General features: G+C 75.8%; 10 protein-coding genes. 3 read left to right on the top strand and 7 right to left on the bottom strand.

Going from position 1 to position 20459, the window contains the following annotated elements:
• Position 1: 1 nt before the first annotated feature.
• Positions 2 to 1540, top strand: coding sequence for a DUF6177 family protein (locus AC3CHW_RS15355; protein WP_488470806.1), 1539 nt, complete (start codon positions 2 to 4; stop codon positions 1538 to 1540).
• Positions 1541 to 1852: 312 nt separating this feature from the next.
• On the top strand, positions 1853 to 2260 hold the full coding sequence (locus AC3CHW_RS15350; protein ID WP_176163082.1) for a hypothetical protein: 408 nt from the start codon (positions 1853 to 1855) through the stop codon (positions 2258 to 2260).
• A gap of 199 nt (positions 2261 to 2459) precedes the next feature.
• Here the strand turns inward: AC3CHW_RS15350 and AC3CHW_RS15345 are convergent, their stop codons facing one another.
• The 3 genes from AC3CHW_RS15345 to AC3CHW_RS15335 form a co-directional block, all read right to left on the bottom strand.
• A complete protein-coding gene (locus AC3CHW_RS15345; RefSeq protein WP_488470805.1) occupies positions 2460 to 3593 on the bottom strand; it encodes a PP2C family protein-serine/threonine phosphatase in 1134 nt (377 codons plus the stop codon).
• Between the two features lie 552 nt (positions 3594 to 4145).
• Positions 4146 to 4823: a S1 family peptidase gene (locus AC3CHW_RS15340; RefSeq protein WP_372454558.1), complete on the bottom strand. Its 678-nt coding sequence runs from the start codon at positions 4821 to 4823 to the stop codon at positions 4146 to 4148.
• Between the two features lie 662 nt (positions 4824 to 5485).
• Positions 5486 to 7825, bottom strand: a complete 2340-nt coding sequence (locus AC3CHW_RS15335) for a serine/threonine-protein kinase (RefSeq protein WP_488470804.1) — start codon at positions 7823 to 7825, stop codon at positions 5486 to 5488.
• A 262-nt stretch (positions 7826 to 8087) separates the two neighbouring features.
• Here AC3CHW_RS15335 and AC3CHW_RS15330 point away from each other — a divergent pair, with 262 nt between their 5' ends.
• Positions 8088 to 9416, top strand: a complete 1329-nt coding sequence (locus AC3CHW_RS15330; RefSeq protein ID WP_488470803.1) for a hypothetical protein — start codon at positions 8088 to 8090, stop codon at positions 9414 to 9416.
• A gap of 147 nt (positions 9417 to 9563) precedes the next feature.
• Here the strand turns inward: AC3CHW_RS15330 and AC3CHW_RS15325 are convergent, their stop codons facing one another.
• From AC3CHW_RS15325 to AC3CHW_RS15310, 4 genes are read right to left on the bottom strand one after another with little or no spacing between them, the layout of a single operon-like run.
• Positions 9564 to 11753 (bottom strand): hypothetical protein, encoded by a 2190-nt coding sequence (locus AC3CHW_RS15325; RefSeq protein ID WP_488470802.1) that lies wholly within the window; start codon positions 11751 to 11753, stop codon positions 9564 to 9566.
• Positions 11750 to 13852 carry a hypothetical protein gene (locus AC3CHW_RS15320; RefSeq protein WP_488470801.1) on the bottom strand — a complete coding sequence of 701 codons (2103 nt, stop codon included), beginning with the start codon at positions 13850 to 13852 and terminating at the stop codon, positions 11750 to 11752. The genes AC3CHW_RS15325 and AC3CHW_RS15320 overlap by 4 nt, the downstream gene beginning before the upstream one ends.
• Complete coding sequence (locus AC3CHW_RS15315) at positions 13849 to 16530, bottom strand: hypothetical protein (protein ID WP_488470800.1); 2682 nt, start codon at positions 16528 to 16530, stop codon at positions 13849 to 13851. The genes AC3CHW_RS15320 and AC3CHW_RS15315 overlap by 4 nt, the downstream gene beginning before the upstream one ends.
• Entirely contained in the window at positions 16527 to 20408 is a 3882-nt protein-coding gene (locus tag AC3CHW_RS15310; RefSeq protein WP_488470799.1) for a tubulin-like doman-containing protein, read from the bottom strand. The genes AC3CHW_RS15315 and AC3CHW_RS15310 overlap by 4 nt, the downstream gene beginning before the upstream one ends.
• Positions 20409 to 20459 lie beyond the last annotated feature (51 nt).

The following is a 20459-nucleotide window of genomic DNA, read 5'->3' as shown; positions in this document are numbered from 1 at the left end:
CATGACCAAGGACGTGATCGCGCTCACCGAGCGCATGCCCGACACCTGGAGCCTGCTGACCGGGCTGCTGTCCGGCGGGCCCGACGTCACCATGGGCACGGCCGCCGACGGCGCGGTCATCCAACTCTTCGACGCCGAAGGCCGCCCGCTGGCCTCCGTCGAGACGCCCACGCTGGTCCGGGTGCCCGGTGAGGTGAGCCGGCTGCTCGGCATCCGCGCGGACGGGCCGGTGTGGTGGACGGAGGTCAGGGCGGCCACGGCCGGCCAGGGCTCCGACCGGCTCGCCGGCGTCATCGCCTCCCGCCTGGTGTCCCAACTGGGCGGCCGGGTCTGGCCGGCCGACGCGTTCGTCACCGACCTCGGCCGGCCGGTCAGCGGGCTGACCGGCGCCGCGCGGCCCGCCGCCGCCCAGCCCGCCGTCGACGTGCTGAGCGACCGGGCGGCCGTGGTCATCCAGGACCGACCGCTGGTGGCGATGACCTCGTGGCTCGCCGAGGCGCTGCGCGCCGCGGCGGACAGCGACCGCGGGTTCCAACTCGTGACCCCGGCCTCCGCCCGGCTGACCCTGGCCACCCGGGCCGCGCTGGCGGGCGCCCCGAACCGCTGGGTCGTGGGAGACGGGGCGAGCGGGTACTACGACGGCCTGTCCGGTACGGAGCTGCGCTGGTCCGACGGCGCCTTCATGCCGGCCGGCGCGACCGCGTCCGCCTTCACGGCGGGAGACGCCCTGACGGCGGGAGGGACCGCCGCGCCGGCGGCCGGGCCCGGGGAGGCGGCGGGGGACGGGCCGACCCGCGAGACGCAGCTCGCCCTGTCCATCCGTACCCGCAAGCCGGCCGAGGCCGAACTGCTCCTCGGCGGGGCGCTGGAGGCCGCCTGGCGACACCTGCTGGGTGGGCCGCCACGCGGCTGGGGCACCGCCGAGCCGGCCGGACAACCCTGGTCGCGGGCGGAGTTGACCGACTTCGTACGGGACCGCTCGCCCGAGCCGACCTGGGTCGTCGCCGTCGGGGACCCGGACCGGCCGGCCGTCGCGACGCTCCGCACGGAGCTGACCACCGGCGGTGTCGAGGAGGAGCTGACCCTGACGTTGGGTTACCGCGCACCGGGGGAGGAGGCCGCCGCGGCCGATGCTGCCGAGGTGGCCGGCGCTGCCGAGGTGGCGGACGCGTTCGCGCCGGCCCGCTTCGCCGATCTGGCCGCGGAACTCGCGGCCGAGCACGGCCTGGTCTCGATGCTGGTGCAGCGCCGCGCGGCCCGGGCCGACCTGACGGTGCCGCCCTGGTTGGAGGGGGCGCCCACGGTGCTGGGTTTCGCCGTGGGACGCGAGGACGTACGGGCCGCCGGCCTCACCCGCGCCCGCCGCCCACCGCTGCCGATACGTCCGATCCAGCTCGGCCCGCTGGACCGGGCCGCCTTCTACTACCCCTTCGCGGAGACCGAGCCGGGCGCCGGCTGGGACGCCCTGGAGGACCTGGTCACCCACCTGCGCGAGGCCGCGTCCCCCACCCCGGAGTCCCCGGGCGCGGCGCGCGGTTAGCCGCACCGCCGTATTCCGCCGCCCCGCCCTCTCCCGTCGTGGCGCGCCGTGGGGAGCACCGGTGGGTAGGGGGCGCCCGCCCCACCACAGGGGGCACGGAGGGGGCTCGTGTCGTGGTGGGCGTGGGGCCCGCAGGGTGTGCCGGGGCGGGGGCAGGCATCATGATGGGGCACCTCACGTGGCGGGGCGGGGGAAGGCTGGTGCCGGCGGGTGCGTGAGGTCGCTGTTGTTCCTGAAACAGACACTTGCCGTGCCCCGGAGCCGACGTGAGCTGGCCGGCTGGCGCGGCCCGGACCATCGGGGGAATCCGCGATGAGGGTGGAGTGGCGCCTTTTTCACGCACAGGTCAGGCCCGTTCCCGAACCCCTCGACACGCCGCGGGTGTTGGCCGGCGCGTATGCCGGCGCGTTCGTGTCGGTCGCGGTGCTGGGGGCGCTCGGCCTGCTGGCGGACCCGGTCACGGTGCTGGTCGTGTTGGGCGCGCTCGCCGTTGGCCTGGGCGTCTGCGCGCGCCTGGTCGCCGCCCCGGGCATAGCCGCCGTGTGCTGGGTCTTCCTCAACAGCGTGGCCATCACCCCGCGCGGGCGGCTGAGCTGGGCCGGCTACCCGGAGGCGGGCCGGATCGGGGTGCTGCTCGCCGCCGCGGTGTTCGGCACGGTCATCGCGCGGGTCAGCCACGCGCGGCGGGCCTACCGGCGTACGACCGTGGGCCATCACTGAACCGTCGCCCGCCGCACCACCGCCCGCCGTGCCACCGCCCGCTGATCCACCGGGCGCTGTACCGCCGACCGGGGCCCGCCCCAGCCCGCGCGCCCGCTCGCCCGCGTCCCAGCGCCCCGCGTGCCCGCGTGCCAGCCTTCCCGCGCCCCCGCGCCCCGCGTGCCCGCCTGCCCGCGCGCCCGCGCCTTCGCGCCCACGCTCAGCGCACCGTGTCCGTGGTGGGTGGCGGGCAGGGCTCGTCGGACCGGTAGCGGACCAGCAGCATGGCCGCGTCGTCGTGGGGTGGGCCCTGGGTGTGGGCGACCAGGTCCTGGCGCAGGGCCTCCACCGCGGTCTCGGGGTCGGGGTCGCGGAGCAGGGCGGCGCGTTGTTCCAGTGGGTAGAAGCGGTCCTCGGCGTCGCGGGCCTCGCTGACGCCGTCGGTGTAGAAGAGCATCTGGTCGCCGGCCGCGAAGTCCACGGTGTGCGGGTGCGGGCCCTTCGTCCCGTGCAGGGCGAGGCCGAGCGGCAGGGCCCGTTCGGGCGGGGCCAGGAACGCCGCGGTGCCGTCCCGCCGTACCACCAGCGGGGCCGGGTGGCCGTAGTTGAGCAGCGTCATCGACGGCTCGGACCCGCAGCCCGGGTCGGTGCCCGGGCCCGACTCGGCGAGCACGGCCGTGACGAACTTCTCCGCCGTCAGGTGCCGCTCAAGGGCGTGTTCGAGGCGCTCCCCGACGGCCGTCAGGGTGGGCTCGTCGTAGGCGGCCTCGCGGAACGCGCCCAGCACGACCGCCGCCGTCTCCACCGCCTCCAGGCCCTTGCCCTGTACGTCGCCGACGATGGTCCGCACCCCGTACGGCGTGGCCACCACCTCGTACAGGTCGCCGCCGATCCGGGCGTCGGCCACCGCCGAGGTGTACGACACGGCGACGCGCAGCGACCCGGCGGCGAGCGGTACCGGGCGCAGCAGCACGCGCTGCGCGACCTCGGCGATCGAGCGCACGCTGGCCAACTCCTCCTCGCGCTGCTGCCGCATCACCGCGGCGACCAGGCCCGCCACCGTGACGCCGGCGACCGACACGAGCGCGGTGATCCCGCGACGGTGGGCGAGGAGGTCGTCGTAGACGCCGAGCCCCACGGTCAGGGCCAGCGCGAGGGAGCCGATCCACGCGGTGCGCCGCCAGCCGCCGACGAGGCCGGCGAAGGCGGGGCCCAGCGACATCAGTGGCAGGAACCCCACGCCCGCGCCCGCGGTCAGGTCCACCACGGCCACGACCACCATGACCGCGTACGGGATCGCCTTCAGCACGCGGGACGGCCGATGCGCTGCCACCACGGATACAAGCCCTTTCATCGGGGTGCGCCCGTGGTTGCCTGCCCGGTCGGGCCGCGCCGGTCGGCGGGCCCTGGGATCGCCCCCGTGCCGCCGCTGACGGCCCGCGCCCCCGCCCCCTGCCACCCGTGCGTCAGCGGGCCGCAGCCCCGCGCGGGGGTGGGTTTCGCTGGTGGGTGCGCTGCGGCGGAAGGCACGACGGGGACAGCGAGCGCTTACCACCCCCACATGAGTGTGCACCGTTCGCCACTTTTCCGCTGCCTCTTACCGTGGCGCTTTCCACCCGACACGCCTTGAATGTCAGGTATATCCGGTGGTGGTCGGCGAGTTCGGGCCGCGGCACCGGCCGCCGGCGGCGCCGTCCCGGGCTCGTCCCGCCTCGTCCCGGCCCGTCCCGGCCCATCACCTCGGCGTCGAACGACGAAGGGCGCCGGTCGTCGCCGAGGCGATCGACCGGCGCCCGGACGGGAGCGGGGGCGCCGCACCGCGGTGGTGTGACCGCGCGGTGCGGCGCCCCCGTCCCGAGGCGTTCCGTCAGCGCGCGTCACCGCGCGCGTCGGGGGGTGGCGTTGCTCAGACGCCCGCGACCTGCTGGATCCACGAGCGGTACGCCGTCACGTTGGTGTACGCCGTGGTGGTCTGGCGGTCGCTGGTGGAGGCCACGCCGACCTGGATGCCGTTGGCCATCATCGGGCCGCCGGAGTCGCCGCCGGCCGTGATGCCGTTGCCGCGGCGGGCGCAGATGGCCTGGCCCTGGTACGCGTCGCGGCAGCCGCCGGTCACGGTCACGTTGGCGACCTTCAGGAACTGCGACTGGCAGTTGATCTCGGAACCACACTGGGACGTCGCGCCCCAGCCGTACACCTGGACGCTCTGGCCGGTCTGGACCGAGCCCGGCTGACCGAGCTTGGCGTAGGTGGCGGACACGGAGCGGTCGAGGCGGACCAGCGCCAGGTCGGACGACGCGTGCGTGACCGTCTGCGCGCCGTTGGCCATGGTGCCGCCGCTGGTCTGGTCGAGGCTACCGATGCGGAACGAGAGGCCACCGCCGGTCACACAGTGCTTGGCGGTGAGAATCCAGTTGGCCGAGATGATGGTGGCGGTGCAGGTCTGCCTCCCGTTGGAGAACAGCCGAGCGGCCCAGGGGCCACTCTGTGCGTACCCGCCGCCGATGATCTTGGTTTCAACGCTCGACGGGGTCGAGGGCTTGGGGGCCGGCTCGGCGGCGGTGGCGGTGCCGGCGAGCGTCATGACGGATGCCGAAGCGGCTACGAGTGCGGGGATCAACCTGGATATACGCAAGGTTCCTCGTTTCCGAAGACGCGCGATTTCTCGTGCGTCGGTTTGCCAGGGGGCGCTACCAGCATTCCGAAACCTTGTTGAAGCGGGTAGTAACAATTTTCCATAACACGCGGCTATAGCCCGGGCACCGTCAGGTGCGCCGCGGGCGGTGTCCGCGTGGCGGGTCGGGTCGCCGGATGACCGTGCGTGTGTGCAGGTCAGGGGTTAGGTGGAGGGGTGCTTACGGGCGTCGGGGTGGGCGCCCGCGATTCCCCTCCTTCGCGGCGTAAAGGGCGGAAGGCGTGATAACCGCGCCATCTCGTGACGTCCCGGCGTAAGGGGATTTCTGTTTCCGGAGAGCGGATGTGCGTTTATTGGGCGAGAAAGTGGGAGGTGGTTGCGATAGGTAGTCGAGGCAATCCCGTACTCAATAGGTATCCGCCACAAGCGTCCGGTGGATGAATTGCATTCCTTGGGGAGTTGACGTCGAAGGGGTGGCGATAGGTTCCCTCGCCACACCTTCCGAACGCCGCGCGGCGTCGTGCCGGCGTGCGCCCACGCCGGTCCCGGCCCCGGGTGCGCCACGGGGTCAGGCACGGGGTCGGGTACGGGCCCGGGCGCCGGACGGGGCGTCAGCCGATGCGCGTGAAGGGGGTCATGTCCTGCTGGAAGCCGACGGTCCGGTAGAGCTTGCCGTCGCTGCCGAAGGCGAACGACGAGGCGTTGTCCGAGGGGCAGTAGCCGTTGGACGCGACCGTGTCCACGTCGGTCGGGCCGACCGACATCCGCTTGCCGCCGTCCTCCATGGCGACCAGCGTGGCCGTTGACGTGCAGTGCCCGGCCCCGTCATAGCTCAGGGTGATCACGTGCTGGCCGGGCGACGCCTGACGGACCACCATCCGCTGCGAGACCGGGCCGGCGTAGTTCTTGCGCTCCCAGGTGCCGAGGTAGCGCTGCGGGACCGCGCCCGACGAGGTGGGCCGGGAGGACGGCGGCCGTTGGGCGTCGCCGGAACCGGGCTTCTCCCTGGCGGGCGGGTCGGCGTCGTCAGGTGCGGAGTCGTTTCCGCGGGGCCTGTCGGCCGCGTCGTCGCCGGCGGCGGGCGCGTCCCCGCCCTCGCGTGCGGGGTTGTTGGCGTCCGCGTCGTCCCGACCCGGGTCGTCCTCCCCGTCCTTCGCGGCCTTGTCCTCGCCCTTGCCCTTGGCGTTCGCCGCGTCCTTCGGGTCGCGCTTCGCGTCGTCCCCGGACGTGCTCGCGGACGGTGTGGGCGCGGCGGTGCCGGACGCGGTGGGGCCGGCGGCGGTGCCGCCCCGGGCCCCGTCGTCCGACGCGCCGTCACCCCGGGCGAGCAGCGCCGCGACGCTCGCGGTGGCGATCACGGCGAGCACCACCGTCGCGACCACCCAGCCCCTGCGCCGCCGCTCCCGGCCGCCCCGGTCGCGGGCTGGGCCGCTGGCGGGCCCTCCGGCCGGGGTGCCGACGGGATCGGGAGCGGAGACCTTGGGGCGGCGCGCGGAGTGGCTGGCCGCACGGCCCTCGGGGTGGCTCGCTTGCGGGGCTGCGGGTCGGTCCTCGATCCGGTCTTCGGGGGCGGGCTTGGCGGGGTCCGGCGCCTTGGCGGGGCCCGGTTCGGCGGCGGAGCCCGGCTCCGTGGTCGAGCCCGACCCCTCGGCGGCGGATGTCGCGGCGGGCGCCGGCGGCGCGACGGACGCCTCAGCGGCCTCAGCCGCGTCCGATGTCTCAGTCGCATCCGCCACCTGGGATGCGTCAGCCGCCGGCGTGGTGAGGGAGGCCCCGGCCGGGACGGGCCCCGCCGCGACCCCGGCGACCCCCGAAGCCCCCGCGCCCCCAGTGGCCCCCGCACCCTTCACAGCCCCCGCGCCCCCCGCCGCCTGCGGGCGGAGGCCGACCGTCGGCCTGTCCGGAGACGGGACGGCGTCCGCCGGCGGGCCGGGAACGTCGGGTGTGCCCGCTCCGGGAACGTCGGGCGTGCCCGGAGCGGGGTGGTGGGGTGTGCCCGGGGCCTCCGTGTCGAGGAGTCGGGCCGCCTGTTGGGCGAGCCGGGCCACCAGGGCCGGGGGCAGCCACGCGCCGTCGCCGGGCGCTCGGCGCGCGCGGGCCGGGTCGGCGAGCAGGGCGGCCACGGTGGGGCGGTCGGTGGGGGACTTGGCCAGGCAGCGGGCGATCAGCGCGCGCAGCGCGTCGTCCTCGACGGCGGTCAGGTCCGGCGCCGACTGGACGATGCGGAACATCACCGCGTGCGGGTTCGGGGCGCCGTGCCCGAACGGCAGCCGGCCCGTGGCCGCGTACATCGCCACACAGCCGAGCGCGAAGACGTCGGCCGAGGGCCCCACCGCCTCGCCGACGACCTGCTCCGGGGCCATGAACCCGGGCGAGCCGATCACCATGCCGGTGCTGGTCAGCAGGGACTCGACCGAGGGTTGCAGGGCGCGGGCGATGCCGAAGTCGATGACCCGAGGCCCCTCGATGGTGAGCAGCACGTTGGACGGCTTGAGGTCGCGGTGCACGATCCCGGCCTCGTGGATGCCCCGCAGCGCCCGCGTCAGGCCGTCGAACAGCTCGTGCAACGAGGCCGTCGGCAGCGGCCCGTGCTCCCGTACGACCTGCTCAAGCGAGGGGCCCGGTACGTACCCGGTGGCCACCCACGGGCGTGGCGCGTCCGGGTCGCCCTCCAGGACCGGGGCGGTGAACCGTTCGCCGACGCGCCGCGCCGCGGCCACCTCGCGCCGGAAGCGGGCCCGGAACTCCCTGTTCGTCGCGTGTTCCTCGTGCACGACCTTCACGGCCACGGTCCGGCCGCCCGCCGAGCGGGCCAGGTAGACCCGGCCCATGCCGCCGGAGCCGAGCCGGCCGAGCAGCACGTAGGGGCCGACGCGGGGTGGATCGGTCGGTGTCAGGGGCTCTATGCCGCTGATGCCGTCGCCCCGGTCGCCGTCGTGGTCGTTGTGCATGACGGACTGATCCCCCGATCGCCCCTGTGTCGTCGTTCGGCGGAAGATCACCGAACTCGGAGGCAGGATAGACGCCGTGGGTGACCGCGGTGCGGCGGCCACGGCCGCGCTCGCCCTCCGTGACCTGCGACGTACCGTCCGGCACCGGAACCGCCACGGCCGGCCGGGGCCGGATCGCGCGCGTCGGCCGGAACCGCCCGGTGGGCGGGGCGAAGTGACGATTGCGGGCGCATCCACAGGCTCGGCCTGCCACGCTGGCATCGTGAAGTACGCGGTGAGTGTGGACGCTCAGATACCGAGTGGTGACCCCGAGTTGGATGCCCTGCACCGGGTGGGCGTGGTGGCCCTGCTGGAGCGTGGGTTCGAGTCGGTGGAGGCGATCGACGGACCGGACGGCGTCGAGGTGGACGTCCTCGACACCTTCGTGGGCGTGCATCCCGGCGGGGCGCTGATGAAGGTCTTCGTGGACGCTCCGATGCTGGAGTTGGCCGAGGAGGCGGTGCGCTCGCTGGTGGACGAGTTGTTGGAGCGCTCCGAACTGCTCGCGGGGTGGACCGTGGCGCGCTGCGCCGTCGAACTGCACGCCGACCTCGCGAAGGAGAGCCTGGACGCCGCCGGCGGCCCCGGCGCCCCGCCCGACGACCTCGCGTCGCGCCGCGCGCGGCTGCGCGGGCAGGGCGGTGACGGGCCGGTGGCCGAGGCGGCCGGCGACCTCGTGGACTCCGCCGCCATGCGGGACACGTTCCGCGGACTGGCCGACCAACTGCGGGCGTTCGGCCCCGAGGCGTTCGGCGGTCCCCCGGAGTCGGCCGGGGCGGATGAGGCAGTCGGGGCGGATGGGGCCGGTGGTCCGGACGCGGCCGGTGGCCCGAGCGGGGCGCACGACCGACAGGGGCCGGTCGTCTCGGCGGCGGACGCGCGGCTCGCGGCCGGCGCCCTGGTGTACGGGACGGACCTGCTGCTCGACGAGTTGTTCCAGGACGTGTGCGCGCTGGACGAGGACGGCGGCAGCGTCGCCGACTGCGACGAGCCGATGTGGCTCCTCGACGAACTGCCCCGGCGCTACGCGCTGCGCTACGACGCCCGCTTCGCCCGCCGCTTCCTGGTCACCGCCATCGCCCTGACCACCCGCTTCACCCAGGGCACCTTCGAGCAGCCGAGCTGCGTGGCCGAGGAGTTGGCGCTCCGGCTGCTGCTGCGCGAGGCGGAGATCGCGCTCGACCTGTTCGGCCTGTTGGACGACGGCGTCTCGCTCGCCCTGGAGTGCTTCGCCGACTCGGTGTACGAGGACATGAACCACGAGTGGCTCTACGACGACTCGATGGACGGCATCGACGAGAGCCCGGTCGGCGCCTACCTCGGCGTCGCCCCGATGGGCATCTCGCGCTGGTTCACGCCCTTCGCCGCCGGCCGCTACGTCCACCCGTACGCGGCCGACGACGAACCCGACGACGAACCGGATGACGACCTCGTCGGCCCCGCCGACCTCACCGACTCGGGCGACCCGGATGACCCGGACCGCCTGGACGACCCGGATGACCTCGACGGCCCGGGCGACCGGGACGACGACGGGCCGTCCGGGTTGGCGTAGCGGCCCACCGCACGCGCGTCCGCCAGCCCGGGGCGTACGCCACCGCACGCGCGTACGCCCACCAAGCCGCGCAGGCCAACGCGCCCACGCGCCCGCGCCCCAGACGCCCCGCCCGCTCCCGCCCGGGGCGCGCGGGGCGTGGGCGCGTCACGCCATGTTCGCCAGCAGGATCGCGAACAGCACGATCAGGGCGACGACCGTGAGGCCCATGGCCAACAGCACCCAGAACGTGCCCTGTCCGTCGCCCTTCGGCAGTTTGGGCAGCCAGGCCGGGCGGCCCCGCGCGGGGCGCTCGGGCGCGGCCGGTTGCTGGTCGGCCGGGGCGGCAGAGGTGGGTGGGGCGGCGGGGGCCGGCTGCGGTGGGGTGTCACCGGCGGGGATGGTGGGGGGCGGGCCGGGGCGTCGGAGCAGGTCGCGCACGATCTGTTGCCACAGGGCGGCTGGCAGGTGGGGCGGCAGGTCGCTGGTGGGCGCGAGGACGGTGCGCTCGATCCACAGGTGGGACGCGGGCGGTTGCTGTCGGCAGAACCAGTGGAAGACCTCCAACAGTGCGTGCCGGTGCTGCTCGTTGTGGGCCACCGGGGCGACGGCCCAGGTGAAGAGGTCGGCCGCCTGGTGTACCCGCTCCTGGGGCGTGCGGTGCTCGCGGTCGCCGGGGTTCGGGTCGTAGTACAGGCTCCGGCGCAGCACCTCGGCGCACAGATCGTGTCGGAGCTCGGCCGTGCGCTCCCGGAGGCGGCGCGTGTCGCGGAGTTCGGTCAGCAACAACTCGCGGGCGTCGGCGGGCAGCGCGGGGTCCTTCAGCTCGGCGATGAGCGTCGCGTCCGACACCGCCTTCAGGCGCCGCGTCAGCCCGGCGTACTGAAGGGTGTTCGTGTGCCGGTACAGGTGCAGGTCCTCGCGGAGCGGGACCGCCCCGGCGACGCGGCCCTGTTGCCCGGCGTCGGAGGTCGGGCCGGGCTGCCGCTCCGCCGCGCGCGCGGCCCCGCCCGGGCCGGCCGGGGCGGGGTCCGGGTCGGACGTGGCGGCCGGCTGGCCCGGGGGCGCGGCGGCCGGGTGGCCCGCTGGTACGGCGGCGGGGTGGTCCGTCGGCGCGGTGGCCGGGTCGTTCGCGGGCGGGCCGGGCGCGCGGGCGGGCGGCGGCGCGGCGTGCCCCGGGGGCGCGTCGACGGCGGTGTCGGCGGTGTCGGGAGCGGGGGCCGGGGTGGCCGGGGCCGGGTTCGGGCGTTGGAGGGAGACGCGGGGGGCCGACGCGGCAGCGTGCTGGTGCGGGGGCGGTTCGGTCCCGGTGCGGGCCGGCGCGGGCGTGGCGCGCGAGGGCGCCGGCGCCGGGTCGGCGGCCCGGGCGGCGGTGCCGCTCGGGCCGAGCCGGCTCAACACCGCCCGCAGCCGCGCCTCCCGTTGCGGCCACGGCAGCGCCGCCGCGCCCCGGAGCCCGTCGGCCAGCGGGGCCACGCCCGCGGGTTGGCCCGGGTGTGCCAACAGGTAGTCCACCAGCGTCAGCGCCGCGCGGTGCTCGGGCCGGGCGGTGGGCGGCGGATCGGTCACCACGCGCGCCAGCGGGCCCGAGCCGCCCGCGTCCGGCTCCCAGCGCGGGACGCAGGTCAGCCGGAGCGGGTGGGTGTCGACGGTGTCGTACGTGGCGAACGTCCACTCGCGGTTCAGCCAGTGGCCGAAGATCAGGAACAGCCCCAGGTACACCAGCGGCGCGCTGTCCCGGTCGGCCACCACCGGCAGCGCGTCCGAGCGCAGCGACACGCGTGGCTCGGGGTCGCGCAGCCACTCGGCGGTGACCATGATCAGCTCCTTGCGGACCTGGCGCAGCCGGTCCGTCATCCCCGGCAGCCGGTCGCGGGCCACCGTGTCCAGCTTCGCGCTGGGCACCGGGGGCTGTTCCCCGACGGCCTGTTCGGCCTTCTCCCGCCGGCCCCAGCCGCCGTAGGCCAGGCCCAGGCACAGCCGGGTCTTGAGGCTTCCGGTGTCGCCGAGCAGGACGTGGCTGACGGTGCTGGGCCGGCCGCCCCGGTCGGTGGTGGGCCAGCGTTGGACGAGCATGACGTCGCCGTCCTGGGACAGCGTGCGCACCACGCTGGACCGGGCGTCCGACGCGCCGGACACCCAGAGCAGCGGGCCCAGTTCGCGGCCGAGTTCCTCGGCCCGGTCGGCGGAGCAGGAGTGCGCGACGGCCTTCATGCCGGTGCCCTGACGGCCCTGGTTGCCGTCCCAGCGGAAGACCATCTGGTGCACCTGGCCCGTGCCCGCACTCGTACCCGCGCCCGGGCCCGTGCCGTCGCCCGGGGCGCGTTGGGTGGGCCGGCGCTCGTGGAAGTCGTTCACAGCCTGTCCTCTCCGTCGGGCCGCACCGGGCCCCTGCCTCGATGCGCCGGTCCCGCGTCCCGCGCCCATCCCACGGCGTGCGCGTCGGCGCCGCCCGGAACGTCGATCAGCCCGTGCATCGCCAGCAGTGACAGCAGCGGCTCCAGCACCCGGCGCGGGCTCGCGCCCGCCGGGTAGCGCCCGCCGGCCTCCTGGCCGCCAGTGGCCGAGGCGACGTGCAGCGTGCACCGGCGGATCGCGTCGAAGGGCCGCAGCCACGCCTGGCCGGCGTGCTGCCGCAGCAGCCCGTACACGTCCCGGCTCTCCGCGTACGCGAGCGCCGGGTCGAGCGGGGCCCGTGGCACCTCGTCCAGCCAGCGGCCCACGGGGGGCTGGAAGCGCAGCAGGTCGGCCTTGGCCAGCACCACCGCGCCGGCCACGTCCAGGTAGGGGCCGCTCTTGGGCAGCCGGTCGAGGACGGTGCCGAACGCCTGGTCGCCGTCCCGGTTGACCTCAAGCCCCCAGCGTTCCCTGGCGTGGTCCAGGTGGGGCAGCGGCAGCGCCAGCGCGGGGTCCACGACGAAGACGATGGCGTCGACGCCGAGCAGGAAGCGCAGCGCCGCGTCCGTGCGTACCAGGTCCTCGCCGCCCAGGTCGAAGAAGGCGACCGGCCGGGTCCGCCCGCGGGCGTCGGTGATCAGCAGGGACTCCACGAAGCGCGCGAAGCCGTCCAGGCCGATGCCCTCGGTGTGGCCCAGCACCTTGCCGTTGCGCAGCGGCTGCACCCGTTCCCGTACGAACCTGGCGTGCTGGGCCGGGTTGACGGACTGCCAGCTCAGGCCGTACGGCTCCAGGCCGCCGTCGGTGATCTCGGCGATCATCTGGGTCAGCAGGTGGCTCTTGCCGGTCGACGACTGGCCGACCATGGCGACCGTCAGCGGCCGGCCGTAGGTGAGGTAGGGGACCGGGATGTAGTGCGGCGGGAAGTCCGGGTCGGCCCCGCACTTCTGGACGGCGCCGCGCATGACATCCTGCCGCCGCACCGGACTGGAGATGCCGGAGATATCCAGCTTCTGGTACTGCATCCGGCTGTCGGTGTCGTACAGCGCCGACAGGTCCAGCCGGATGGCCTCCAGGCAGTACGGGCACAGCACCTCGCCGCCGGCCAGCTCGGGCCCCGGTGGCCGGTCGGGCGGCGGGGACTGCCGTTTGAGGCGCAGCGCGTGGTCGAAGGCGTCCCGATGCGGCTCGCCGCCGTCGGTCGCCGCGGCGAGCGCGACGCGCCCGGCCGCGCCCGGGGCCAGCAGGTCGAGCAGGTCGGTCGGCGAGGGCCGGTCGGCGGCCAGCGGGGCGAACGCGCCGCGCAGCGTCTCGGCGAGCACCCGGTGCTCCGCGAGGTCGGCCGGCGCCCGGTCGCTGGGCCCGGGCCGGCCCGTCACGAGCTGGTAGAGCACCTGGGCCGCGCTCCACACCGCGTCCCGCGCGTCCACCAGGCCCTCGCCGCGCCGCTGTTCGGGCGAGCAGTACGGGGCCCGCCCCCAGCGGGTGCGCCGCCGCCCGGCGCGGGCCACCCCCTCCAGGCCCCACAACTGCACCGAGGTGCCGTCCCAGAGCACGGTGCCGGGCGAGACGCCGCGCGGCACCAGGCCCTGCGCGTCGAGCAGGCACAGCGCGAGGACCAGGTCGCGGGCGAAGGTTCGCTGGTCGGTCGCGGACATCACGTGGGTGCGCAGGGCGGCGGTGCCGCGCGGCGCGGCGTAGAGCAGGAACGGCTCGGCCGCGTCCAGCTCGTGGCCGACGACGCGGGGGAAGAGGGCGGCGTAGTCGGTGTCCTCCAGGAGCTGGTGCAGCCGCAGGGCGGTGCCGGCCTCGGTGTCGAGCAGGGCGCGCGCCGCCGGGTTGGCCGCCTCGGACGCGGCGAGCCGGACCTGTACGACCTGCTGTTCCTCGTCGCCGAGCAGCCCGTTGCGGACGCGCTGCGGCAGTTGGGGGTCGCGCCGGGACTCGCGGCCGAACCGGATCGGGGCGGTGTGCCGCCGCCCCGCCGGCGTGTCGAAGGCCAGCATGGCCCGATGCGCCCCGGTCTGCTCCACCCGGTGCGGGTGCGAGGTGCTGGTCACCGGCGGTCGCCGTCCCTTCGGTGGTACGGGCGCGCGCCGTCCGCGAGCCGGTCGCGGCCGTCGAAGCCGTCGAATCCGTAGTCGGCGGTGCCGGTAGTGCCGTCTGTGCCGAAGGTGCCGTCTGTGCCCTCGTCGTTCCCGAGCTGCCGTGGCCGTACGGTGTCCACCACGCCCATCCGCAGCGGGGTGAGCCGGATCAGGCCCGCGTAGCGGCCCGTCGCCGTCCACAGCGCGTCGTCGGGCTGCGGGGCGCCGTTGGCCCGCCAGGCGCGCTCGACGTCGCCGCGCACCGCGTCCGGGGCGAACCTGAGCCAGACGGCCGCCTGCGGGTCGCGGTTGAGCAAGGTGGCCTGCTCGGGCGAGGAGAGCTGTACCACGGCGTGCCGCTCGGGCTCGGCGCCGACGAGTTCGGCCACCCGGTGCGGGTCGGTGCCGAGCAGGTTGGCCGAGGTCGGGCGGGCCCGGTGGCGGTCGGCGAACGGCGGCGGGGCCAGCACCCCGTTGCGCTGGAGGTGGCGGCGGGCCGTGCCGAGCAGGTCGCGCACCCGCTCGTCGTTGCGCCGCACGGCCAGCGCGCCGGCCTGGCCGCGCTCGACGGCGCCCCAGTAGGGGCCCATCGCCACCACGGCGGCGTCCGCGAGGTCGGCGGTCAGGGTGGCGACCAGGTCGGCCCCGCCCTCGCCGGTCTCGCGCTCCAGCCAGCGCGGCGTCACCGGCGTCTGCCACGGGTCGGCGGGAAGGTCCGCGGCCGGCGCCGCGCCGGGCGCGGCGTCCGGCGCCGGGTCGGCCACCGGGCCCCAGGCGTCCGCGCCCTCCCAGTCGTAGTCGCTGGCCCAGTCGGCGTCCGCGCCGTCGACCACGCCGAGCGACTCGGTCTCCAGCGCGGACGGGCCGGTGAGCCAGTCGTCGCCGGCCGAGGGGCCGGCGTCGCCGGTGGCGGCCGTCGCGGTCGGCGCGGGCTCGGCCCGGGCCTCGGCCTCGGCGGCGGCGGCCGTCGCGCGCAGCATGCCGGCCACCGAGCGGGCCGCGTCGGCGCAGTACAGCCGCTCGTCGGCGGCCCAGTGCTCGCGCACCGCGTCGGCCAGCAGCGCGTCGAGCCCCTCCAACGCCTGGCGCAGCGCGGCTATCCCGTACGCCAGCGCCCAGGCGTCGGCCGCCGCGTACCAGAGCCGGCGCGCCGTCTCCACCGCGAGCGCGAGGCCGAGCAGCAGGCCCGCGGCGCCCAGCCACGGCGGCGGGTCGGCCAGCGCGCCGCCGGCCACCCCGAGCGCCGCGCCCACGCACACCGCGACCCGCGGCCCCACGGCCCACCGGTCCGGGTGGCCGGAGCCCCAGAGCCGGGCGGCCCCGAGCACCACCACGGCGATGAAGACCAAGGGCACGAGCGTGGCCAGCGCGATCAGCGGGCCCTGCCACAGGCCGCCCGACACGCCCGCCAAGCCGGCCGCGGCGATGCCGATCGCGGGGGCCGGCACCGGGTCGCCGCTGCCCCGGGTGCGGTGGGCCACCGCCTCGGGGGAGTGCTCCGCCAGGCGCGGCAGCAGCGCCGACCCCGGCACCGGCTCCACCCGGCCGGCCAGGCCGGTGAAGCGCTGGGCGACGGCGCGCAGCGCGAGCCCCTGCCCGAGCAGCTTGCCGGCGAACTCGCGCAGCCCCTCGCCGATCCGCTCGCCCACGCCGTCGGCCGACGGCACCCGCAGGCCGAGCGCGGCCAGCCGGGTGGTGGCCTCGGCGGTGGAGGGGGCGGTGCCGGACGAGCTGCCGCTGCGCAGGGCCGTGCCGACCAGGTCCCGGTACTCGTCGAGCGAGCGGTGCGCCTGCTCGATGTCGGCCTCGAACGCGTCCCGCCGCGCCGAACTCAACAACCCCGGGAGCGCCTGGAGTTCGGCCAGCGCCGCGTCGGCGTCGTCGAGCGCGCCCGCGCACGCCCGGTAGGCGCCGTCCGCGACGCCGCCGGCCTCGCGGTGCTGCCGGGTCCGCCCGCCCCGGCCGGTGGCCAGGCCGCGCAGCGGCTCCGGCAGGTCGGCCGCCGACCAGGAGCTGCCGGCCATGCCGGGGGCCAACTCGGTGTCCTCACCGGCGAACCGGGTCAGGGCGTCGCGCCAGGCCCGGTCGCGCACTTCGGGCGGCAGGTCCTGCTCAAGCAGGCGTACGCCGGGCGCCGCGACGGCCTCCGGCAGCGCCCTGGCGTCCGCGAGCACGCGCAGGAACACGTCCGGCACCGACAACACGTCCACCAGGACCGCCAGGGCCCGCGGGTCGTCCGGCGCCGGCTGCTCCAGGGCGGTGCGGGCCGAGCGCAGGTCGCCGGCCCACAGCAGGGCCGTCCCGGACGAGCGCAGCACCGCGGGCCGGATCAGCCGCCGGTCGGGCTGGTACGCCTCCACGGGCTCGCCGTCGTCGTCGTACGAGCCGGGGGCGCTGCCCACCAGCAGGACGATGATCCTGACCTCGCCCACGGCCCGGTAGCCGGTGAGCAGTTCGTACTGGTGCTGGTGGTCGGTCAGCCCGGACGGCGTGTCCACCACCAGGATCAGCGGGTGGTCGGGCTCGGGCAGCCCGGCCAGGCCGAGCTGCCGGCCGACCGTGTCGCGCACGGCCCGCGCGGTGGCCAACTCCGGTGCCTGAACGCGCAGGTCCAGGTGGACGACGGCGCCGATCTCCTCCGCCGCGCTCATTCCGCGTCACCGTCCCACGGGTTGTCACGGACGCGGTCGCGGGCGCCCTCGTCGTCACCGGGGCGGGGATCGGCGGGACGGGGGCCGCCGGGGCGGGGGCCGGCGGGATCGTCCCACGGCGCCCAGGGCGTCTCACGGTCGCCCGCGCGGTCGACCGCGCGGTCGCCGGCGCGGTCGTCCGCCGCGCGCCGGCGCTCGTCGTCGTACGCGTCGTACGCGTCGTCGGCGTAGCCGCCGGCGGCCCCGGCCCGGGGCGCGGTGCCGTATTCGGACCCGGGCCCCGATCCGCGCGGGGCCGCGCGGTCCGCGCCGTCCCGCTCGTCGCGGCCGGCCCCCGGCCGGCCGCCGAACCGGGTCTCGCCCGCGCCGCGCTCGTGCCGCTCGCGGTCGTGGTCCCGCTCGTCGCGTGCGTCGCGGAACCCGTCGGCGTCGTCGTACCGGCCCCCGCCCCGCCGCTCGGACCGGCCGCCGAACCGCGCGTCGGGATCGGGCCGTTCGTCCGCCCGGTCCCCGGCCCGTTCGTCGGCCCGATCGTCGGAGCGCGGGGCCCGTTCGTCGGAGCGCGGGTCGAAGCGCGGGTCGAAGCGCGGGTCGGGGCGCGGGCGGCGCGGGCGCTCGTCGGCGTCCGGGTAGCCGGGCGGCTCGGTGCGCGGACCGGTGCCCCAGTCGTCGTCGGACAGCGGGCGGCGCGGATCGGGCGCCTCGTCGCGGTCGCGGCGGGTGTGCGGGGTGCCGCCACGGATGTGCTCAAGGAGCGTGCGCAGCGTCGGCTGGATGGCGCGCTGGTCGGTGAACTCGGTGTCCAGGGCGGCCGGCAGGGTCTCGGCCCAGAACTCCCACAGCGGGCGCACCCACCCCTCGACCCGCTCGCCGCCGCGCTCCCGCCGGTCCTCAAGCAGGTCGAGCTGGCGCGGGGCGATCTTCTCCACCAGCTCCACGAACAGCGGGTGCGGCTCGCTGCCGTTGCGGGCCAGGCCCAGCGGCTGGGCGCCCATCAGCTCGCGACAGTAGTCCTCCACGATGCGCTCGTCGTCAAGGACCGTCCACCGCTCGTACGCGCGCAGCAGCTCGGCCCAGCTCGACACGCCGCCCGGGAAGTCGCCGAGCCGCAGTCGTACGCCCGGCACCTGGTCGCCGGTCTCCGGGAACAGCCGCAGCCGCACCCGGTCCGGCGAGCTGGAGTCGCCGTCCACGACGTCCACCTGGCCGTTCCACATGCAGCACAGCAGCCGGTGCAGGATGGTGCGCCGGTCCTCCTCGCTGCTGACCATCCAACTGTCCCGGTAGCCCAGCCGCTGGCGCCACCGCAGCACGTCCTGGGCCTGCTCGGAGTCCTTCGCCCTGGCCCACTGGCGCAGCACCTTGCGGGCCTCGGGCACCTGGGTCAGGCTCATCTCGCTGCGGAAGAGGACCACGGTGATCGAGTCGCTCTCCACGCCCCGGTACTCCACCGAGTTCTTGGCGTCCGACGGCAGCCGCAGCGCCTTGCCCAGGTGCTCCTGCACCTCCTCGACGGCCTGCACCCGCGGGTGGGTGACGAGCACCCGCAGCGGCCCGGTGCCCTCCGGCGTGAACCCCACCGGCAGCAGCCCGGTCAGCTTGCGCCCGAACAGGTCCAGGGCCTCCTTGCTGACCTGCTCGGCCGCGTCCCCGTCGCCCGCGGCGGCGGCCAGCAGCGTGCTCATCGACGGCAACAGCGGACGCTCCTCCAACTGCTCGCCGCTCTCGGCGAACAGCCGCGTGATGCGCCCCTCCAACTGCGCCTTGACGATGGCCACCGCGTTGTCCGGGCTGCGCCGGCTCAGCGCCTGCACCCGGCGCCAGGTGTCCCCGTCGACCAGCTTCAGCAACAGCGCGGCCTCGGTGTCCTGCTCGCGCAGCCCCTCGCGCCGCAGCAGCCGGGTCACCAGATCCTCGTAGAAGTGGTTGAGGGTGCGCTGTGGTGGCAGCAGGTACGAGATGCCGGTGCGGTCCTCGTACAGTTCGAGGCCCTTCTGCGCGGAGACCTTCCGCTCCCGCTCGGAGTGCTTGAGGAAGGCGTCCACCAGGCGGCGCAGGTCGGCCGCCGCCGCCTCGGCCTGCGGCTGCCAGCGCTGCTGCTGCTCGCGCCACGCCTCGTGCCACACGGTCTGGCTGCGCCACCGGTACCAGGCGTCCTGCTCCTGGAGCACGGCCTGCACGTCGGCGTCGCCCCAGCGGGCCGGGGACATGCCGGCGAGCCGGCCCTTGATGCGGGGCGTCTTCGGCGGCTGCTCGCTCTGGCCCGGCGGGCGCTGCGGGGCCACCGAGCGGCTGCCGAGCATGCCGAGGAAGCCGAGCCTGGCGATGGGCTCGTCGCTCTTGGGCAGGCCGCGCACGACGCGTTCGGCCAGGAACGGGTCGGCGGTCTGGAGCAGCTTGTCGATGGCCGGGCGGGGCGCGAACCGGTCGGCCATCGAGGCGCACTGCCGCTCCGCGACGGCCTGCAGGTCGAACAGCAGCCGCTGCATGTCCGAGATCCGCTCGCCGAGCGCCTGCTCGATGGCCCGGCTGCCGCGCGGCAGCGGGTCGGGCTCGGGGACCGCCAACTGCCGCCGTTCCCACAGCTCCTCAAGCTGCGCGTCGGCGAAGAGCTGGCGGATCAGGGGCACGGCGCCCGCACGCAGCGAGGTGCGCGGCTGCTCCACGAGGTCGGTGACCGCCTCCCGCAGCAGCCGGCCGGCCACCAGGTCGGCGAGCTGGTCGATGGGCGCGGTCATGGAGGCGACGAGGCTGGTGGACACGCCCTGGCGGCCGATGCCGGTGGGGGAGATGGCGCTGCGGTGCACGCCCCGGTTGATGAAGCTGGCGGCGAAGGTCTGGAAGTCGTCGTCGGAGGCGAGGGCACGCCCCCGCGACGAGCCGTCCCCCAGTTCCGTGCCGACCAGCGACATGACCAGCGACACGATCGAGCGCCGCAGGTCGTCCTGGCGGATGCCGGCGGTCGGGCTGAACAGGAACGCGGTGGGCAGGATGCCGGTCCGCAGCCGGATCGTGGTGGTGCCCGGGTAGCGGATGCCGATGCCCGCGTCGTGGTCCAGGTCGCCGATCTCGGCGCCCTCGGTCGGCGCGTTCTGCGCGTCCACCATGCGGAACAGGTCCACCAGCGCGCGGGCCGCGTTCAGGTCGGCCTCCCGGCCGCCACCGGAGGAGGTGGGGAACGAGGAGGGCATCACGACCAGCGGGTAGATCTTCGCGCCGTCGAAGCGGCGGAGCTGGAACGCGTGGTTGATCAGGTGCAGGTAGTCCAGGAAGATGCCGGCACCGGTGCCGCCGGCCACCGAGAAGGCGACGAACACGTCGCAGCCGTTGACCTTGCCGCCGCCGAGTTCGCTCAGCTCGCCGGCCGACCTGGCGATCGCGTCGATGGCCTGGAGCAGCGGTTCGAGCACCGGCGCCAGGCTGTGCCGCAGGGTGGCGAACAGGGCGGCCCGCCCGACGGTCGGCAACTGGCCGGCGCCGTTGTGCAGCGGCGCCACCTTGGGCTCGTCGACGCGCGGCGGCAGCCAGTCGGCGACCTCGTCGCGCAGGCTGGCCCGCAGCATCTTGGTCACCTCGGGCGAACTGTCGAAGTTCGGCAGCAGGTTGTGGGTGGCGCGCGAGGTGTGCGCGTACGCGGCCCGCTGCGAGGCGTCCACGTTGAACTGCGGCAGCCGCTGGAGGTCGGACTCGCTGTAGTCCGCGTACACGAACTGCAGGCAGTCCGGGAGCTGGTACGGGGCGTGGCCGGCCAGTCGGCTGGTGAGCGCGACACCGTCCGGGCCGCACAGCTCGGCCCGGAGCTTGCGCTCCAGTTCGGCACCGACGAGACCACCGGTGCCGCCCAGGCCGACGAAGAGCATCGGCTGGAAGATTTTCATGGGTTTCCTCCCCGTTGGCGGCCGGGTTCGGCGGCCGGTTGTCCTCGGTGC

The sequence above is a fragment of the Streptomyces sp. MGP-BFMKR1 genome (assembly GCF_057766585.1).
This window is presented reverse-complemented; position numbering and strand designations above follow the sequence as displayed.